The organism is Streptomyces sp. NBC_01537 (assembly GCF_045040445.1).
Classification (GTDB): Bacteria; Actinomycetota; Actinomycetes; order Streptomycetales; family Streptomycetaceae; genus Actinacidiphila.
The window spans coordinates 9377442-9397375 of record NZ_CP109392.1 but is presented as its reverse complement, the minus strand read 5'-3'; the positions used below and the strand labels follow the sequence as shown (position 1 = coordinate 9397375).

The window sequence follows — 19934 nt, the reverse complement described above, 5'->3', positions numbered from 1 at the left end:
CCCTTCAGCAGGAGGAGTTGGTCTGGGTGAGCAGGCCCAGCCGCCACGGCAGTTGGGAGTAGTCGCCGCTCGCCGCCGGGTCCAGTCCCTGGTAGAGGTAGCGGAGACGGCAGGGATCGATGGTGAGGGTCTGGTCGACGCCGTCGCGGATCATCTCTCCGTGGCTGAAGTCCTTGGTCCAGGCGGTCTGGCCCGGCGCGAAGGTCACGTTGGCGGATCGGATGAACGCATTGGCCTCGGTGTCCGCCAGCGGGGTCCACGTGCCGCCGAGGCTGTCCGCCGTCCAGGCCCGGAAGTACCGTCGCCAGTCGGAGCCGGTGGCCAGGGCCTCCACGAGCATGAGGTACGTGCCGGTGCTGCCGACGCGGTAGACGTTGCTCGCCTCGAAGAGGTTGAAGCGGTTGGGCTCGGAGAGCACGACGGCGGTGTCGCGCCAGCCGTTCGGGAATTCGGCGAGTGTGGTCCGCGCGCGGTATTCATGGCCGTTGTCGTCGGAGAAGAACAGGTAGCAGTCGCTGTTGTCGCAGATCGTCCAGAAGTCCAGCCAGAAGCCGGTGCCCTTGTTCTGGGTGACGACCGGCGGCTCGGTCTGCATGAAGTAGCGCGGCGCGCTCCAGCTCAGCGGGTCCGTGGGATCTTTCGTCGTGGAGTAGGACGGCGGGCCGGTCTGGTAGACCATGTACCAGGTCTGCTGGGGCGCGAAGTAGAACACCTGGGGCGCGGCGGCGTACCGGCTGCCGATGTTGGGGTTGGTGTCGAGGAAGGTCTGCGGTGCGGCGGCGGCCTGGGACCAGTCGGTGAAGCTTGTGTACGCCAGGCTCCACTGGCCGGAGGTGTTGGCGGTGGTGGCGTAGACGTTCCAGCGGTTCTTGTACCGGAAGACCGTCGGGTCCTTGACGGAGACGATCGGGTGGGCGGCGTCCGGCTTGGGGCTGATCAGCGGCCCGCTGGAGGACCAGGTGAAGGAGCCGGGCAGCAGCGACGGGCCCGCCGCGCCGGCCGCCTGGCCGGCCGGGCCGGTGAGGGCGCCCAGGGCGAGCAGCCCGAGGATCATGCCCAGGGTCACGAGCTTGCGTCGAAGGTTCATGACGTACCGCCCTGGATCCCAACCGGAGCCTGTCCCACGGCGGGCGCGACGCGGGCGGCGGCCGCGGTGCCGGGGATGGAGCAGGACTTGCCGTTGAGGGTGAAGCCCGTCGGTGCCGGATTGGTGCCGGTGTACGCGCCGTTGAAGCCGATGTCGGTGGAGGCGCCGGTGGCCAGGGCGGCGTTCCAGCCGGCGTCCTTGACGGTGACGGCGGAGCCGGTCTGGGTCCAGGTGCCGCTCCAGCCCTGGGTGACCTTCTGGTTGCCGGCGAAGGAGAAGCCGAGCTGCCAGCCGTTGATCGCCGGGCCCTTGTTGGTGATGGTGACCAGGGCGGTGAAGCCGGTGCCCCAGTCGGTGGCCGGCCGGTACGCGACCGTGCAGGCGGGGGCCGTTGCCGTTGCCGTCGTCACCCGCACCTCGGCCGAGGGCGGGGAGCTGCGGCCCGCCGTGTCCTTGGCCACGACGCGGAAGGCGTAGGCGGTGGCCGGGGTCAGCCCGGTCACGGTGGCGGTGGTGGCGGGGGCGCTGACCGTGGCGACCGGGGCCGTGGTGGCGGGGTCGCCGGAGTAGACCTGGTAGCTCGCCACCGGGTCGGTGCCGGCGGTGGAGGCGGTCCAGGTCAGGGTCACCCGGTCCGAGCCCACGGAGGTGGCGGCCGGGGTGCCGGGCGCGGTGGGCGGCGTGGCGGTGGCCGTTCCGGCGGGCAGGACGTAGGTGGTGATCGAGTACGCCGGGAAGGTGGTGGTGAAGCCGCCGCCGGTCAGCGGCTGGTCGGCCGGGTGCTGGATGGCGGTGAGGTCGGACTGGCCGTAGCGGTAGACCTGGGCGGCGGTGGCGGTGGACGCGGAGCCGCCCGTCACGGACACCGGGGCGGTCAGGTCACCGGTGGTCTTGTTGATCACGGTCACGGTCAGCGCGTGGTCGCTGCTGCGCTCGGCGGCGTAGACCGACAGCTTCTCCTGGTCGGCGCTGGCCGCGCGGACAGAGGTGTCGCCGAAGGAGCCGCCCTGCCCGTCGTAGTTCCGGAACATCCGGAAGGCGTACGCGCCGGGTTCGTCGGCGGTCGGCGGGTCCCACAGGGTCGCCAGGTCGAGTCCTTCGCGCCCGAAGATGCCGAGGACGTCGGCCTGGGCGAGTGCCCCGTCGATGTGGTCCAGTGCGCCCCAGTTGTACTCGGTGATGGCGGTCTTGGTGCCCGGGTAGTTCTGGTCGACGAGGGAGCGCAGGCGCGGGATGAACTGGATGGGCTGGTTGATCCAGCTCTCGTCCACGTAGGTCGGGTCCCACAGCTGGCGGGTGGAGCGGAGCCGCAGCGCCTGGGTGGCGGCGTCGTTGCTGCCGCCGAAGACCCCAGTCTGCTGGGGGTAGATGTGCTCGTCGAAGTAGTCCAGGATGCGGCGGCCGTGGGCCTGCTCGTACGCCTGCATCTGCTGGAGGTACCAGGGGGCGAACTGCACTCCGCCGTGCGCGGCCCGGTCCGGTGGGTTGGACCAGCAGTCGCCGCCCACTTCACTGCAGGTCTTCTGGTCCAGGCCGGAGTAGACCAGCGAGTTGAAGCCCCAGCCGACCGGGCCGAGGGTCTGGGCGGCCGGGTCGGCGTCCTTGATCGCGGCGGCGGTGGCGTAGGTGCTGTCCCGCATCTCCTCGTAGCCGGTACCGGCCGGGTGGACGTCCCGGTGGGTGCTGAACCACAGGTCGGGCTCGTTGTCGAGGTCGTAGAAACGCACTCCCCCGCTGTTCGCCGTGCCGTACGTGCTGTCGAGGTACTGCACCCAGCCCTTGGTGAAGTCCGGGCCGGCGGCGACGCTGGTTTCGGCCGGGATGTTGCCGGTGACCTTGGTGCCGTCGCTCTTCACGCCGTTGCCGCAGTCCGGGCGCCACTGGGCGTCGCTGCCCTGCTGGGGGCCGTACTTGGCGATGCTGAAGCCGCAGGCGTCGTCGCGGGCGGCGGTCGTCCAGCCGACCATCGGCACGGTCAGCACGGTGCCGGTGCCGGTGCGGAGGTTCTGCTCGACGAACTTGTCGGCCTCCGAGCCGTCCGGCAGAGCGGCGGGGTCGTTGCTGTAGTGGAGGTTCTCGAAGTACCAGTCGGCGCCCGCGTTGTAGGCGTCGAGCTTGTAGTTGTAGCGCGTCGTGGCATTGCCGCCCCAGCGGCGGACGGGCAGGCGTAAATCTGCCGCCAGCGCCTCGTCGGCGAAGTTGATGCCGTAGATGTTCGGGTCGATGGCATGGCGGGCCGTGGTGGCGTCGACGGTGATCGCGGGGCCGTCCGCCGCGAGTGGCTGCGCCTGCGCCTGGCCGGTGGGGGCGATTCCGGCGGCCAGCAGGATCGCGGCAGCCAGTGCGGCCTTCTGTGCTCTGTTCATGGTCTCCTTCTCAACGGCCGTACGCACGCACGGCCTTGTGCGGGGGGCGAGCGGAGAGAGAGGAAGAGCGTGGGAGCGCTCCCACTATGAGAGCGCTTACCCGCACTGTCAATGCGTTTGCCATGTCACAACTTCCTCGTGAGCTTCTCGCTGCACAGGGGTTGCTACAGTGCCGCCGTGTCCGCCTCTTCACGTGATTCCCTGGCCGGTGCCGGTTGGCAGAGCCAGGAGCCCGGTACGTACCGGGAGTTGATGCCCCCTCGGGTGGCCAAGCTGTCGTGGCTGAATCCGTCGACGCTGTGGAAGGCACGCAACGGTCCGCTCGCCGCGCTGCTGGGCGATCCGACCGGAACCGACCGACAGCGTTGGGTGCAGCGGCAGTTGGACGGCGGGGCCGCCACCGCGGACCTGGTGATCGAGCGGGACGACCCCGACGAGTACTCCTTCGTACTGATCGCGGACACCGGTGAGGGCGACGACTCGCAGTACGCCGTCGTGCCCGGCCTGCTCAAGGCCGGGGCCGGCACGCGCTTCGCCGTACTCTCCAGCGACGTGCTCTATCCCGTGGGCAGCGCCAACGAATACGGCACGAAGTTCTTCCAGCCGTACCGGGACTACGACGCCCCGATCTACGCCATCCCCGGAAACCACGACTGGTACGACGGCCTCACCGGCTTCATGCGGGTCTTCTGCCGCGCGCCGGCACTGCCGGCCCCCGCCCGCCCACGGCCGCTGGTGACGGCGGCCTGGTGGCGGAACCTGCTGTGGAAGGCGTCCGACGAGCCGGACGACGCGCTACTGGACGAGGCCCGGAAGCTGCGGTCCGCCCCCTCGCAGGCCGCCTCCCAGCCCGGGCCGTACTGGGCGCTCGACTCGGGCCCGATACGGATTATAGGCATAGACACCGGGCTGCTCGGCGGCATCGACAGGGCACAGGGCGAGTGGCTGCGGCGGGTCTCCCTCGGGCCCCGGCCCAAGATCCTGGTCACCGGCTCCCCGATATACGTGGACAACGAGCACCACCCGTGCGCCATCGAGGGCGGCGGGACGGTCGACGACATCGTCCGCGACCCGAAGCACAACTTCGTTGCCGCGATAGGCGGCGACATCCACAACTACCAGCACTATCCGGTCGATGTGGACGGCCGCCGGATCGAGTACGTCGTCTCCGGTGGCGGCGGGGCCTTCATGCACGCCACCCACACCATCCCCCGGGTGACGGTCGGCGGGGTCACCGAGGAGCAGTTCCGCTGCTATCCGCTGCGGTCCGACTCCCTCGCGTTCTACAGCGGGCTGTACGGGCGCCGGCTGCGCCTGCGCCGGCTGTTCGGCCTGACGGCCGACGAGGCGGGCGCGGTCCTCGCCCAGCGCCTGGACATGAAGCCCACCCGGGCCACCGGCGCCGCCGTGACCTGGCGTACGCGCTTTGTCGCGTCCGCGCTGGGCGCTCCCCCGCGTCCGCACAGCAGGGCCCGGCTGCGGCTGCCGGTCCGCAAGGTGCTGACCCAGGTGATCTCACCGGGCGGGGCGACCTACAGCCCGCCGTTCTTCAAGAGCTTCCTGCGCCTGGATGTCAGCCCGGCCGGTGTGCGGGTGCGGTGCTTCGCCGCCACCGGCCTGCGCGGGCAGGAACTCGACCCGCCGGTCGAGGACGAGTTCACCATCGCGCTGCCGCCGGTCGCCGGCGTCTGATCCCCCGGGCTCAGCTTTCCCCGCCGAAGGTCACCTTCGCCGTGTCGACGGTCCCGCCGTGGCGGCCGGGCGCGCTCTGCCACCGCCAGTAGAGATTGGTGTGCGCTATCACCTGCTCCGCGGAGGGCGCGCCGTACTCGGAGAGGTCCTCCGTGGTGTGGGCGTCGCCGACCAGCGTCACGTCGTACCCCCGGACGAAGCCCCCGTGGAGGGTCGAGCGGATGCAGGCATCGGTCGCGGCGCCCGTGACGACGAGCCGGCCCACACCGCGCTCGGCGAGCAGCGCCTCCAGCTCGGTGTCCTCGAACGAGTCGCCGTAGAGCTTGTGGACGACAGGCTCCGCATCGCGGCGGACCAGCTCCGGCACGTACTGCCAGCTCTCGCTGTCCCGCTTGAGTTCGTCGTCGGAGTGCTGGACCCAGACCACCGGCACGTCCTCGGCACGAGCCTTGTCGACCAGGGTGTTGATATTCGCGATCACGCCGTCGCGGTTGTGGGCGGCTGCCACCACCCCGTTCTGGACGTCGATGACGAGCAGCGCGGTGTTCGGCCGATCGGGCAGGGTCGTCATGGGCACTTCCTGTTCCTCGTCGGGATTCCGGTGTCGTCTCCCACAGTAGGACGGGCCACTGACAACGGCCCTGAGGCCGCCGTCAGGCGAAGCCGCCCTTGACGAACTCGGTGCTGGAGGCGGTCGAGGTGGCGGTGACGTTGTAGCGGTCGCCGCCGGCGTCGCGGTTGCCCTGGCTGTGGTTGTACTGGAACTGGAAGACGTAGGTGCCGGCACCGATCGTGACACCGGACTTCAGGGTCACGACGTACGCCAGCTGGCTGCTGTCGGCGGCGGCGGACACGCTGACCTTGTCCCCCAGTGAGGACCAGGTGCCGGTGCTGGCCACACTGCCGGTCTGGGCGATGCGTACGACCACCTTGAGCGCGGTGAGGGCCTTGGTGGTCCTGACGGTGATGGAGCTCTGGTCCCAGTAGTCGTTCGAGTCCGTGTCGACGTTGCCGTCGGCCCAGAGGTAGGCGGTGGCCGCCTGCGTGGTGGCCGGGGTCGAGGTCGAGGAGGTGGTGCCGGTCCTGCTCCCGGTGGTGGTTCCGGTGCCGCCGCCGGACGAGGTGGTCTGCGACGTGGAGTCCTGGCCGGAGTTCACCGCCGGGCCGGCGCCCGCGCCGGGGGCGTACACGACACCCGGGGAGGCGTCCCTCGAGCCGGGCGATGCGCCGGGGGACGGGGTGCCGCCCCGCTCCTTCTGCCCGGTGCCGGCGGGACCGGGGGACGCCTTGGTGCGCTGCCCGGCGGCGACCGTGGTCACGTCTTCCGCGCCGCCGCCCCAGTCGATTGCCGTGACGAACGCGCCGGTCCCGGCGATCACCACCACGGCGACGGCGGTGCCGCCGACCGCGGTCCAGACCCGGCGGCCCGGCAGGAAACCACGGAGCGGGGTGCGCGCTCGGCGGGCGAACAGGGCGGCGAACTCGCCTTCCTGGTGGCGGTCTGGCTGCATTGACTCGGGTCCTTAGGGAAGTTACGGAAGGTCTTCGGGCTTGAGGGTCATCAGGTCCGACTCCGTGGAGTCGGACAGCTCGGCCACGCGGTAGGCCTGGCGCTCGGTCATGGCCTGGAAGAGCTGTCGGGCGGCGCGGCCGTTGCCGAAGCCGCGCGCCTTGGGCGTGGCGTCGAAGTGCGCGGACAGCGCCTCGCGGGCGGGCGGGGTCAGCTCGTACTGGTGCTGTGCGGCCTGGTGTTCAAGGATGCTGACGAGTTCGGCGGTGCTGTAGTCCTCGAAGACCAGGGTGCGGTTGAAGCGCGACGCCAGTCCGGGGTTGGAGCGGACGAAGACCTCCATCTCCTTGGGGTATCCGGCGACGATCACCACCACGTCGTCGCGGTGGTCCTCCATCAGCTTCACCAGGGTGGCGATCGCCTCCTGGCCGAAGTCGTTGGTCCCGGCGTACTGGGTGAGCGAGTACGCCTCGTCGATAAAGAGCACGCCGCCACGGGCCTGCTGGAAGACCCGGCTGGTCTTGGGGCCGGTGTGGCCGACGTACTCGCCGACCAGCGCGGAGCGGTCGGCCTCCACCAGGTGGCCGCGCTCCAGCAGGCCGACGGCGGCCAGGATGCGGCCGTAGAGGCGGGCCACGGTGGTCTTGCCGGTGCCCGGGTTGCCGGCGAAGACCAGGTGACGGCTGAGCGGCGGCGGGGCCAGGCCCATCTCCTCGCGGCGGCGCACGGTCCGCATCAGCTTCACCAGCGAGGAGACGTCGTGTTTCACGCGGTCCAGGCCGGCCAGTCCGCCGAGTTCGGCGAGCAGGTCGTCCAGGGTGTCCTCCGTGGGGGCCTCGGTCTCCCGGGCGGAGGTCCCGGTGTCCGCGCCGGGGCCTGCGGAGGCCGAGGGCAGCGCCGAGGCCGGACCCGTCGGGAGGGCCGGGTTCTTCACGTCCCGCGCCAGGCAGTCGTCGAAGACCGCGCGGGCGCCCTTCTCCAGGGCCACGTCCTCCTCGGTGTCGCGGATCAGGCAGCCGCGCAGCACCGGGGCGGCGGCGGCCGACACATGCACCGCCGGGAACGCCGGGCCCGCGTTGCCCGCCCCGGCGAATACGCAGTCCTCGAAGGTGCCCCGCGCCTTCTCACCGACGAACAGGCTGTTCTTGCCGCTACGGGCCACGGTGACGGCCCGGACCCGGGGCTCGGCCTCCGGTCCCACGACCATCCCGGAGCCGGCGGTGTCGCGCACCGTGCAGCCCTCGATGCTGGGGGTGGCGCGTTCACCGACCACCAGCCCCGCAGTGCCGGTGCCGTTGATCCGGCAGTCCCGAAGCACCGCGGCCGATTCCGTCCCGCAGGAGATCCCGGCCCGCTCGGCGTCGGTGATGTCGCACTCCTCCAGGACTACGGTCCCGGTGGACTCGGCGTTGATCCCGGTCCGGCCGCGCACGACGGACAGCCCGCGCACCCGGGCCTCGGCCGCGGTGTCGATCTGGAGGCCGGACAGCCCGCAGTCGGTGATCCGGCCGCCCTCGACGGTGAGTTCGGCCCGGTCGGTGGCCCGGACGCCGTGCTCCGGAGTTTCCCCGATACGGCAGGAGGTGAGCGTCACCCGGGAGTCGTCGCAGGCGTGCACCGCGCTGAACGCGCAGTCCCCGACATCGCTCGCGGCCAGCTTCACGCGGGAACCGCCGCCCGCCAGCAGCCCGTTGGCGCGGCTGCCGGTCACCGAGGTGCCCTCCGCCGCCAGCCGGGCGCTGCCCCGCGCCACCAGGCCCGAGCCGCCCGGCCGGTCCACCTGGCAGTTCACCAGCTCGGCCCGGCTCTCGTCCTCGGCGGTCGCCCCGGGGCCGGAGCCGGCCCGCAGCCGGCAGTTGAGCAGCAGTACGTCACCGGTGCCCGAGACGGCCACCGCGTCAGCGCCGGCCCGCAGCACCTCGCAGTCCTGGAGCACCACTCCTCCGACGGGCCGCTGCGAACTGCCCAGGACGCGTACGCCCTCGGCGCCCGTCTCCGTCAGCCGGCACTCCTGGGCGGTCACCGACGCGTCGTCCTCCACCAGCAGCCCGCTGCGGCCGGGGCCGCTGATCCGGCACTCCCGCAGGATGGCCCTGGCCCGGCCCCGTACGCGTATGCCGGAGCCGGTGACCCTGCGTGCCGTGAGCGCGTCGGCCTCGGCCGACGCCGTGGAGCCGATGACGACGCCGGTGCCGTCGATGTCCTCGACCACGACCCGGGTCAGCCGTGCCGTGCCGGTGGTGTTGACGTGCACGGCGGCCAGTTGGGCCCCGGATATCCGGCAGTCCGTCAGCGTGAGGGAGGCGTCGCCGCCCGCCTCGACCCGGCCGCCGGAGATCTCGCACAGCGACAGCTCCAGGCTGCCGGCGGCGGCCAGGACGGCCGGAAGGCCGGGGTCCTGGCCGGTCAGGGCGATGCCGCCGACGTGGACGCCGGGGGCGGTGACCTCCAGCACGGGCCGGCCGGGGGCCGCCGCCAGGACGCGTACGGAGTGCGCCGCCGAGCCGTCCTCCGGGAGCAGGCGTACTGCACGGTCCAGGACCAGCAGCTCGACGTACTCGCCGGGGGCGATCCGGATCTCGTCGCCGTCGGAGGCGGCGCGCAGGGCGGCGGTGATGCTGCGGTGGGCGCCACGGCCCTTGGGGGCAACCCGGTGCACGGTGGGGGTCACGGGAGCTCCTGCTGCTGCGTTGCGGTGGTGGTGGCCGGGGTTGTGGCCGGGGTCGTGGGCGGGGCCGGGGTCGTGGGCGGGGCCGGGAACGCCCGGCCGGGGCTGGGCAGGTTGTCGCCGCCCCGCTGGGTGATCAAGTAGTTGATGTACCGGGTCAGGAACGATTCGGCCCAGGTCAGCCCCAGGTCGCCGACGCCGCCCTTGTGGAAGACGCGGGCGCCGGTGGTCGTGTGGAAGATGCTCCTCGCCATACCGGTGCCCACCCCGCTGAAGAGCGAGGAGGCCGCGCCCCAGCCGCCGGCCAGCAGCGCGTCCGCGCCCTTGACCTCGTGGCCGTTGACCCCGAAGACGGCGGCGCTGATGGCGTTGCTGACGAAGCCGCTGAGCGCTCCGGTGGCCAGGCCGACGGTGTTGGCGTAGGTGGCGCCCCGCCAGCGGGTGGGCTTCTCCTGGGCGGCCCAGTCGGTGGCCCAGTCGTCGGTGTTGCCGGCCATGGACTGCTTGGGGTGCGCGCCCCAGTCCCGGGCGCCCATGCTGGTCCTGAAGTAGCCCAGCGGGGTGCGGTTGTAGAGCAGGTTGAGCCCGCCGCTGAAGGTGCCGCCGACGGTGCCGTTCAGCAGCGCCTTGTACACGTCGAGCGGGCTGACATCGCCGTTCTGGGTGATGGCGGTGACGACCAGGCCCGCGGTGAAGTCGGTCACGAAGCCGGTGGTGAACGTGGTCGCGAGGCCGCGCAGCTCGCGTGCCCACACGGGCATCTCGACCGACTCGCCCGCCCTGACGCCTCTGAACACCCCGTGCCAGGGGTCCTGGACCTCTCGCAGGAGGCCCAGCGCCTCGATGTCGTGGCCGCGGAAGTCGGCCTCCCGGCCGATCAGCCGCCACGCGCGGTCGCCGGTCAGGCCGACCTCGCCGCGCACCGCGGGCAGGGCCCCGGCCAGGAACTCGGGGATCGAGGCCGGGCCCGAGGAGCCCCAGCGGCCGAACGGGTCGGTCTTCCAGACCCGTCCGGTGAAGGTGCGCTGCTCGACCAGGTGCCCGTCCTGGAACTCCCGCCACTGGCCCCACTGCTTGTCGGTCTCGCGGAACCGGCCGGGCATGTCGGGCACGGCGGTCCGCTCGCGGAATACCTTGCCGAGGTCGTACTCCTTCCAGACCTGCGGGTCGACGCGGACGGTGGTGGGCGGCTCGAAGTGGCGGGCGGACTGCGCGAGCAGGTCGAACATGGTGAGCCGGCTGCCGGCCTCGCCGGGCAGCGCCGCCGGGGGCTCGTAGGCGGTGACTTCGTACTGGTACTCGCGGACCCGGCCGCCGTCCCGCCGCCTGACCACCTGGTCGTCGGCGAGGTCGCGCCAGCGGCCCCGGGCGGGGTCGTCGTGGATCCGGACGCCCTTGGAGTGGACCGTGCCGTCGGCGGCGGTCCTCGTCCATGTCCAGCCGCCGTCCGGCTGCTTGACCGCGTCGACCCAGGAGGTCGCGGCGTCGGTGGCGTTGCGCTCGCGCACCGGGTTGCCGAGCCGGTCGAGGTCGACGAACGAGTCGTCCCAGGTCGTCGAGTAGAGGGAGCCGCGGTTCTGCTTGCGCACGCCCTCGGCGACCACGGTGGCCGGTTCGGCCGGGTCGTACGCCTTCCAGTGCCAGCTGGTGCGGTAGGGGCTGCCGGAGGACTCGACGATCCGGCCGCCGATGAGGTCCCGGCGGCCGGTGATGTGCAGCAGGGAGTTCTTGTCGACCCACAGGCCCGTGTTGTCGTGCAGGGCGAGGTCGGCGGTGGACGGCGCGTCGAAGACGTACTCGCGGCTTCCGGTGCCCTCGCTGCGCAGCCGGACCCGCTCGACGCCCTGGTCGTCGGTGAACAGGTCCCTCCACCGTCCGTAGCCGTCGACGTGCCGGGTGCCCTGGACGTCGCCCGTCGTGTCCCGCCAGGACAGCTCGTACGAGCCGCCCTTGCGGTACTCCGGGACGGGTGCCCAGCGCGTGGGGTCCTCCAGGCTGCGCCCGACCTCGATGACGTTGCCGTTGTCCAGCTTGCGGGTCTCGCGGACGACGCGGCCGAACTGGTCGACATCGACCCAGTTGGAGCCCGACGGGTTGAGCCGGACGCCGGTGACCTTGGTGCCGTCGGCGGCGGTCTGCGTCCAGTGGCTGACGCGGTGCAGGGAGTCGCCCGCGAACAGGTCGCGGAAGAAACCGTCGAAGGGGTTGCGGCCCGCCGCGCCCTTCCAGAGGAAGGCGGGGGGCCGCATGTCGGCGAACCGCTGGACGAGCAGGCTGCCGCCGTCCGACAGCGCCTCCAGGCTCTGGATCTGGGCGTTCGCCGGGCCGGTGCCGGTGTGCGCGCCGGGGTCGATCCGTCCTCCGGCGGGGAACTCGCCCGGCACCACCGCATGCTCGGTGTACATCCGGGAGCCGTGCAGGCCGCCGAAGGGCCAGGTCTGGGCCCGGCGCTGGGCCACCGTCTCCAGGCCGGTGACCGGGTCGGTGAAGGTGTCCTTGAAGGCGACGTGGTTCAGGCTCCAGTGGCGTGTGCCGGACAGCGCCTCGGCGCCGTCCTTGTCGAACCGCTGCCAGGTCCAGTGGCCGTCGGCGCCCTTCTCCGCGCGGACGAGACCGCCGTCGGCGGCGCGCGTGTACGTCCTGACGTCGGTGATGTTGGGGCGGAGCCAGTTACTGTCCGGCACGTCGTGGAAGGTGCGCTGGTCCGCGTCCGCGATCCGCTCGCCCTGCCGGAACCGGCTGCCCGCGCTGTCGAACTCGGTCCAGCGGGCGCGGCCGAAGCGGTCGAGGTCGATATGGAGGGTGTTGCCGTTCCTGAGCACTTCGCGCTCGAAGACGGTCACCCCGCCCGCGGTGGTCAGCCTGAACTGCCCGGTGCCGGACTTCCCCACCGTGACGCTGCCGAAGCGGCCGGGGAGCTCGGTGCCGGAGGAATCGGTGCGGACGGCGGTACCGGCGACATGGTCGATCCTCCAGAACTCGCCGCCGGGCCTGCCGCCCACACCACGGATGGCGATGGTCTCGTCCAGCAGCGTGCCGGAAGGATCGAACACCGTCCGCTCCAGCGGGTGGGCGCCCTTCCCGATGGGGATGACGGCGATCCGGCCGTCGTCCAGGGCCTCCGCGCGCACTCCGGGCAGCGGACCGCCCGCCGTGTCCAGCAGATGCGGTACGCCGCCGGGGGCACCGGCGTCGAATCGGAAGACGCCCCGGCCGCCGGGGAGCTGCACATCGCGCAGAGCGAGCACGCCCTCGGTGCCGTAGTGCCAGCTCGCGCCGTGCGTGTCGGTGACGGTGAAGCCGCCGCGTTCGGCGATGCCGACGGTGAAGAGGTGGTCCGCCGGGAGCGGGCCCACGAACTCGGCCGAGTGGCCCGTGAACCCGAGTTTCAGTCCGTCCAGGCCTTCCGGGCCGCCGCTGAGCCGCACCTCCTGGTAGAGCAGTTCGCGGTTCGGGCCGAAGCCCGTGGTCAGGTCCGTCGGGTTGTGCAGGACGGTGTAGCGGCTGCCGCCGGGCCCGCCGTGCGGGGTGGGCGTGACGGTGAAGTCGCCGAGGACGCGGCCCGGACCGCCCCCCGCCACGGACCGGAGGTCGTCCAGGCGGGTGGGCAGCGGCAGGTGGAGGTACTCGCGCAGGGTGGTGACGGCCTCCTGCCGCAGCGCCGTCCGGGCCTGGGCCGTCATCTGCCGCAGCTGGTCGCTGAGCAGATCCGGGCTCAGGCCCATCCTGTTCAGCGAGCCGGCAGCGTCCGCGCTGAGCTGCTGGACGCGGGGCAGGTCCAGCGCCTGGAAGGCGTGGGAGTCCGGCGCGGCCCGCAGAAGGTCCATGGCCCCCGCGATGCCCGACAGGTCGGCTGCCGGGCCCTCGGGCAGGGTGCGTACGCCCGCCGCCTCGTCGAGCGTACGGTCGAAGAGCTGCCCCAGGTCGGTGACGGCCTCGTCCAGCGGTTCGGCGAGCCGGGTGGGGGCGGTGCCGGGCGCCGCGCCCTCGGTATGGCGCAGGAGTCCGGAGCCGTCCTGCGCGGGCAGGTCGCGGAAGACGAGGTTGCCGTTGAGGTCGAAGTGGAAGCGGCTGCCGGTGACCGTGTCGGTCACGGTGAAGCCGCCGGGCAGCCGCGCGGCGAGCGGGCCCTCCAAGGGGGTGATCCGGATCGAGCCGAGCGCGCCGGGCGGACCGAGCACATCGACCATGGTCCGTGCCACCCCGTCCACGTCGGGACCGACCGTCACCCGGAGCCGCAGCCCCTCCGGCAGCCCCTCCCCCGTGAGGGCGCTCTCGCGTCCGAGGAAACCGCCGTCGTGAGCGAACGTGAACCGGGTGTCTCCGGCCGGATCGATGACGGCGAACCGGCCACTGTCGTCCAGCACCTCGACCGTGAGGTCCGATGCGCGCACCCGGCCGGCCCCGCCCGGGGCACGGTCGACCGCTTCCAGCCGGAATCCGCCCAGCGGCGACGTCTCGGACGCGGGGACGTTCACCAGCCGCACATCCAGGCCTGCCAGCTCGTCCACTCCGGACAGGGGCACGTGGAGCAGCGGTTCCAGGGTCTGCCAGTGCTCGTCGAGAGTGGCCCTGACAGCGGCGAGGTCGATGTCCGGCAGATCGCCGAGGCCGGAGAGATCGGAGAGCGAGTCCGTGAGCCGCCCGTCGGTCGGCCCGTCCACGCGGGACAGCGGCAGGTCGGCCGCGTCCGGCAGGGAGTGCGGTACGGAGTCCGGCACGGCACGCATGCCCGCCGCCTCGTCGAGCGTGCGGTGGAAGATCTGCTGCAGCCCGTCGGGCGTCGTGCCGAGGCCGTCGAGTTCATCGAGTCGCAGTGGCGGTGTGCCGGGCGCCGCGCCTTCGGTGAAGCGTACGAATCCGGAGCCGTCCCGCGCCGGCAGGTCGCGGAAGGCCAGGCGGCCCGTGCTGTCGAAGTGGAAGCGGCTGCCGGTGACCGTGTCGGTGACGGTGAAGCCGCCGGGCAGTCGCGCGGCGAGCGTGCCGTCCGTCGGAGTGAGCCGGAAGGAACTGATGAGGTGCGACGGACCGGTCAGTTCGACGAGCCGGGCCGTCGTCCCGCCGGGCCCCGGGGTGACCGTCACCCTGGCCGCCAGGCCGGACGGGCCGTCGAGTCCGGGGAAGGTGAGGGGCAGCTCCTGCCGGCGCAGTACGCCGCCGGGGTCGAACCGCCAGGCGGCCGTGAGGTCGTGCGTGCCCGCCATGGGCACCCGTACGTCCAGCCCGGCCGGCGTGCCTGAGGCATCCCGGAGCGGTGTGATGACCCCGCCCGTGACGGGGACCCCGTCCGGGCCGACCACCTGCGGCATCGGATGCGCCACGTCGTCGGTGAAGCGCAGGGCGAAGTCCGTGCCGGAGAGCGGCAGATCCCGGAATTCCAGCCGTCCCATGGGGTCGATCTGCCAGCGCACGCCGCTCTGCGGACCGGTGATGCTGAATCCGCCGCCCTCGCGGGGGGTCACCGTGACGTCCGGGAGCCGCACCGGACCGCCCGGGGCGCCGAAGTCCATCACGTCGATCCGGTCCGACGTGACATGCAGGCGCAGATTCGTCAGCTCGTCGAGCCCCGACAGGGGCACCTCGCGGACCGTGAAGTCGAGGCCTTCCCGCAGATCGAACGCGTCGGGCCCCTGCAACCGTCCCGTCCGCAGAGCATCGGCTACGCCGGAATCCAGCGCACCCGGTGCATCCAGCGAATCCAGCGAATCCAGCGAATCCAGCCGGAGATCCTGGAGTGTCAGCGGCGGCTGACCGGCGGCGCGTGCCTCGGGCATCGGCATGCCGGCGTCGTCCAGTCGCACCGGCAGGCCGTCCGTGCCTTCGGGGAACCGCCAGAAACCGGAGCCGTCCGTCTCCGCCACGCGGACATCGCGGAAGCGCAGCTGTCCGCCTCCGTCGAAGGTGTAGCGGGTGCCGGAGACCGTGTCGGTCACCGTGGACCCGCGAGGCGCGAGCCCGGCCAGATCGCCGCTCACCGGCCTGACGGTGAACAGGCCGTCGCCCACTCCCGGTCCGGTCAACCGCACCGTAGGAAGCGTCCCGCCACCGGGGACCTGGGTGAACGTCGTCGTCACCCGCGCCCCGGCCAGCGGTCCGGCCGGGGCGCCGGTCAGTGCCACGTCCTCGGACAGCCGCGTCCCGTCCAGGTCGAACCGGGCCGTCCAGGCCCCGTCCAGACCCCGCGCCTCCACGCCGGTGACCACGCCCAGCGCGCCCCGCACCGGATCGACCACCACACCGGTCCCGGACAGCGGTATCCCGTCCGGGCCGACGACCCGGGGCAGCGAGCCCATCCCGGGGACCGCGTCGAACCGCAGGAAGCCGTCCATGCCGGGGATCCGCATGTCGCGCAACTCCAGGACATCGGCGGCGTCGTACTGCAGGCGTACATCCCCCATCACATCGGTGAGCGTCACCCCGCCTCCGGCACGCGGCGTGCTCTCCCACTCCACGCGCAGCCCGCTGGACCGCCCCGGATCCAGCACCCGCAGCTCGCTCTGCGGAAGCGGCGCACCGAGCCGGTCCAGGTGGAGCCGGCCGATGTCCGGGCGTACGGGATCGCCGACGGATGCCATCCCCCTGGGGTAGGGGCCCTCCAGGTAGTTCTTGGGAATGACGCCCTTGATCAGCCACTCCTGGTCACGGGTGGTGTTGAGCAGCACACGGACATTCGCGGAGACCTTGGTGGTCATGGTCTTGCCGCCCTTGCCCACCAGATTGAGGTCATGGCTCTTGAGGAAGTCGATGACCTCCTGCCGGCCGCTGTCGGCGGTGAGCGCGGAGTGGAAGTCGAGGCGTTTTCCGATCATCCGGTCGATCTGGTCGCCGATGATGTTCTGCAGGTCCCGGGCCGGGATGATCCCCACGCCCGGCAGCTTCCCGGACTTGATGTCCAGCCCCAGCTTGTAGACGTCGAGGGCGAACTCCGTGTCGCCGTAGACCTTGGGAGCGCCCGCAGGGGCGAAGGACGTGTAGGGACTGCTGCCCTTGCGGGCTGCGAACTCCGCGCCCACCACATGCTGGAAGGCGTTGGTCCTGCCGTTCGGGTCGGCCGGGAGCATGCCTATGTCGGGATCGTAGAACGACTTGCCCAGGCCCTTGCTGTCGACCTGGCTCAGATGGAAGTCGTCCTGCCGGACGAGCTTGACGCCCCGCAACGCCTCGACGTCCAGCTTCGACATGTAGAAGTCGTCGGTCCTGACGGACAGGTCCGCCTCGACGGACGGGAGGCCGGAGCCGGAGCCGGATCCGGAGGCCCGGCCCGCACCGTCCAGACCGCTTCCGGGTACGGTGACCGGCCGGCTGGGCGCGGGCGGTACGAATTTCAGGGAGTCGGCGGTCGCGTAGGGGCCGGTCAGATACTGCTTGGGAATGGCCCCCTTCACCAGCCAGGTGTTGTCACGGCGCACCTGCAGCAGCACCTTGATGTCCGTGGTGACCTTGGTGGCGGCGGACTTGCTGACGCCGTTCTCGGCGAGGAACTTCTTGATGTCGTTGGTGCTGGTCAGGTGGCTGAACGTCGTCGGGATGTTCAGCTGGCCGTCTCCGGTGGTGACCCGGATCTCGGCCAGGATCTCGTGCTGCACCTGGGCGTTGGAGAGGATCCGTACATTCCTTACGCTCTCGGCGCCGGATCCGATGTCGTGGCTGAGCGATACCAGGTCGAGACCGATCTCCTGGTCCCCGAACTTCTTGGGGATGCTGCCCGGCGGCGAGAACGCGGTGAACGGGCTGTGCTCCTTCAGTGCTTTGGCGTTGACGGTGGAGGCCGCCTGGAGCGGTGTGATGTTGCCGCTGAGGTCGACCGGGATCAGGCCGTCCTCGGTCAGCCGCGTCTTCATGCCGGATTTGAGGCTCGCCGCCGAGAAGTCCACGTCCTGCCGCACCAGCCAGTGGACATCCGGTACGGAGGGAAGCGTGGCCTCAAGGGCGACGGGCACGGGCGCGGGACTGCCGTCCGGGAGGATCTTGGTGATGAGGCCGTCGAGGGCGGTGATGGTGAAACCGTCGGCGGCCATCTCCACCTGGACACCGGGGACGATGCCGGTGTCCGTTCTGAGGACCCAGTTGAGATTCTCCCCGGGCTCGGCCGTGATCCACTGCCCTGTGGGCCGCCCGAGGCCGTCCGACAGCCGCAGTTCGCCGGTGGGCATCGCGGGGATGTCCGTGCGGGCCATCATCACCGTGATGTCCTGGCGGACCGTGTCCAGGTTCATGCCGAGCCTGCCGAAAGCGCCTCGTGTCCGGTTGAACTCCAGCTGCGCGGCGCTCAGGTCCAGTTCCGTCTTGGCCAGGTGCAGCGGTTCCACCTCGCCCAGCTTGCTGAGCTCGGTGAGTTTTCCGCCGGCCAGGTCCAGCCGGGACTGGGCGCTCTGCGTACGGATCCACGCCTGGAAGCGGTCCGTGGCGAGCTTGCCGGTCGCCCCGCCCGTGACGATCTCCCGCAGGGTCAGAGGCGGGGAGGAGGGTTTGACGGTGCCGGGCGCGGCCACGAGGTCGGCGCGGGCGGGCCCCAGACCGAACAGCTCGCGTGTGGTGCGGATGCCGTCGGTGCTGTTGGGGACCAGGCGCGAGAGATCGTCGAGTTTGATGCCCAGGTCGGTCAGCCGGCCGGGCCCGGTCACCGATGCCCAGGACGGGGGCAGCACCGAGGTACCGGCGTCGGCGGTGTTGATGACCTTGATCGTGACCTCGTCGTTCAGCTGGACGAGGACGTCCACGGGGTCGGTCTTCCCGATGCGCAGGAGCACCCCGTCCGGTGTGACGTTCACCAGGTCGATCTCACCGTCGAGGATCTTGCCCAGCTCGGCCTCGCCGAGGCCGCCGAACCGGCCGTCGATGCTGAAGGGTGCCAGGTCGGCCAGGTCCTCCAGGTCGTCCATGGGCTTGAGCAGTCCGGCTCCGGTGCGTTCCATGCCCGTCAGGGAGTCCAGGTCCTGCAGGCGGCCGACCGCGTTCGGCGGCGGCAGAAGGGCGGAGCGGACCCCGGGCAGGGCAGGTGCGCCGAACCCGTCGAGGCCGTCCAGCGCGGTGCGTACGCCGCGTGAGCCGACGGGCAGACCCGCCCTGTCGAGGGAGTCGAGGGAGCTGACGCCCGGGGCGCCGGGCATGGCGAACGGCCGCGCCATGGTCTCGGTGAGGCCGCCGAACTCCTTGTCCCAGCCCGCGGTGCCCGGAACGAGCAGCTTGCCCGCGGTGAGGTCGTCGAGCGGGCGCAGGGCGCCGGGCTCGGTCAGGCCGCGGCCCGTCAGCGCGGCGATGTCCGCAGCGGTGGCGCCCGCTCTGGTGAGCGTGGTGACGCCTTGCGCGGGCCTGAGCAGACCGCGTTCCAGGATGCCCGCGCGGAAGGCGCCCCGGTAGCCGAGCGAGGCGAGCTCGGCGTATCTCAGCGGCAGGATCGCGGAGACGGCGAAGTCGAAGGCCCGGCCGGTGTTGATGATCGCGTAGACGCCCAGCCGCTTGCCCATGCTGCCGCTGACGAAGGCGGTGGACATGAAGAAGTCGCGGCGCAGCGCGAACCGGGCCTGCTGGAAGACACCGCGGGCGAAACCGGGGATGAACCTCATGGCCGTGGCCAGCATCTGGGGGCCCCTGGTGGCGAGCCGGGGCAGCCGCGACAGTCCGCTGAAGACCCGGCTGCCCGCCCCGCGCATCGCCCCCGCACCTCTGGCCAGGCTCATTCCGGCCAGCGCGAGGAGGGTGCGGGGCGAGGACAGCAGCCGGCCGCCCGTGAGCAGCAGGCGCCCGCCCGCGGTCAGCGCCCTGCCCGCCAGCCGTCCTCCCGCCGAGGCCATCCGCAGCAGCCCGCTGATGGTGGTGAGGCCCTTGGTCGACGGGAAGAGGATGCCCAGGAAGGCCATGCCCAGGCTGAGGGCGCTGCCGTTGCCCATCGCGTAGTCCACCAGGGCCTTGACGAAGAGCACCGCGCCCAGGCCGAAGGCGATGAGCCCCAGCGGGCCCGTCAGGATGGCGGCGGCGACGGTGAGGATCATCGTCAGGATCTCAAGGGCCTTGAAGAAGTTCGCGACGAACCTCTTCCAGAAGCTCTTCTTCGGGGACTTGACGGGCCGGGACACCAGGTCGGCCGCATCGCGCAGGGCAGCCTCCAGGATTTTGGCCTCGGCCTCGATGTGGCCGACCTCGGCGTCCACGTCCTTGCGCGCGGTGGCCAGTTCCGGATCGTCCGGCGTCAGCCCCAGCGCACCGACCCTTTCCGTGGTGCTCTCCGCCCTGGCCCGCGAGTCCTTCAGAGCGTTGCCGTACCGCGCCACGGCCGAGGCCGCCAGCTCGAAGGAGCGGGTGACGTTCGCCATGAACGTCTTGAGCTCGTTCTTGACGTAGTTGCGCAGGGCGTCCGCGGTCTTCCCTTCGAAGCCCCCGTTCTCGGCCTTGAGCAGAAGGGCGTCCAGTCCCGAGTCGACCCGGCCGGCCAGGTCTCCGAGGCCGCGCAGTTCCTTGGCGATGCCGTCGATGACACCCGGGTTCCCCGTGACCGGATTTCCGGCATGACCGACCTTGCTCCAGTCGTCGGGGCTGGCCACAGAGTCCTCCGCATTGTCCAGGACTTGAGGGTCGGCACGGATGCATCAACGTGCAGGTGACGTAATCGGA

Annotated in this window: 7 protein-coding genes; 1 reads left to right on the top strand and 6 read right to left on the bottom strand. The window is 71.6% G+C overall.

Going from position 1 to position 19934, the window contains the following annotated elements; translation table 11 throughout:
- Positions 1-4 precede the first annotated feature (4 nt).
- Together OG607_RS42980 and OG607_RS42975 are read right to left on the bottom strand one after the other, a co-directional pair.
- Positions 5-1087, bottom strand: a complete 1083-nt coding sequence (locus tag OG607_RS42980; RefSeq protein ID WP_405735533.1) for a non-reducing end alpha-L-arabinofuranosidase family hydrolase — start codon at positions 1085-1087, stop codon at positions 5-7.
- A complete protein-coding gene (locus tag OG607_RS42975; RefSeq protein WP_405735531.1) occupies positions 1084-3453 on the bottom strand; it encodes a glycoside hydrolase family 44 protein in 2370 nt (789 codons plus the stop codon). Before OG607_RS42975 ends, OG607_RS42980 begins: the two co-directional genes overlap by 4 nt.
- A gap of 177 nt (positions 3454-3630) precedes the next feature.
- Here OG607_RS42975 and OG607_RS42970 point away from each other — a divergent pair, with 177 nt between their 5' ends.
- Positions 3631-5145 (top strand): metallophosphoesterase family protein, encoded by a 1515-nt coding sequence (locus tag OG607_RS42970; RefSeq protein WP_405735529.1) that lies wholly within the window; start codon positions 3631-3633, stop codon positions 5143-5145.
- A gap of 10 nt (positions 5146-5155) precedes the next feature.
- Here the strand turns inward: OG607_RS42970 and OG607_RS42965 are convergent, their stop codons facing one another.
- The 4 genes from OG607_RS42965 to OG607_RS42950 form a co-directional block, all read right to left on the bottom strand.
- The gene (locus tag OG607_RS42965; protein WP_405735526.1) at positions 5156-5716 is read right to left on the bottom strand and encodes a cysteine hydrolase family protein; all 561 of its coding nucleotides are present in this window, start codon (positions 5714-5716) and stop codon (positions 5156-5158) included.
- Positions 5717-5798: 82 nt separating this feature from the next.
- Entirely contained in the window at positions 5799-6656 is an 858-nt protein-coding gene (locus OG607_RS42960) for a hypothetical protein (RefSeq protein WP_405735524.1), read from the bottom strand.
- Positions 6657-6677: 21 nt separating this feature from the next.
- On the bottom strand, positions 6678-9326 hold the full coding sequence (locus OG607_RS42955) for a right-handed parallel beta-helix repeat-containing protein (RefSeq protein WP_405735522.1): 2649 nt from the start codon (positions 9324-9326) through the stop codon (positions 6678-6680).
- Positions 9323-19864, bottom strand: coding sequence for a hypothetical protein (locus OG607_RS42950; protein ID WP_405735520.1), 10542 nt, complete (start codon positions 19862-19864; stop codon positions 9323-9325). Before OG607_RS42950 ends, OG607_RS42955 begins: the two co-directional genes overlap by 4 nt.
- Positions 19865-19934 lie beyond the last annotated feature (70 nt).

Excerpts from the sequence above, each read along its gene's own strand:
- OG607_RS42980 (WP_405735533.1), bottom strand. The coding sequence starts at position 1,087 with ATGAACCTTCGACGCAAGCTCGTGACCCTGGGCATGATCCTCGGGCTG.
- OG607_RS42975 (WP_405735531.1), bottom strand. The coding sequence starts at position 3,453 with ATGAACAGAGCACAGAAGGCCGCACTGGCTGCCGCGATCCTGCTGGCC.
- OG607_RS42965 (WP_405735526.1), bottom strand. The coding sequence starts at position 5,716 with ATGACGACCCTGCCCGATCGGCCGAACACCGCGCTGCTCGTCATCGAC.
- OG607_RS42960 (WP_405735524.1), bottom strand. The coding sequence starts at position 6,656 with ATGCAGCCAGACCGCCACCAGGAAGGCGAGTTCGCCGCCCTGTTCGCC.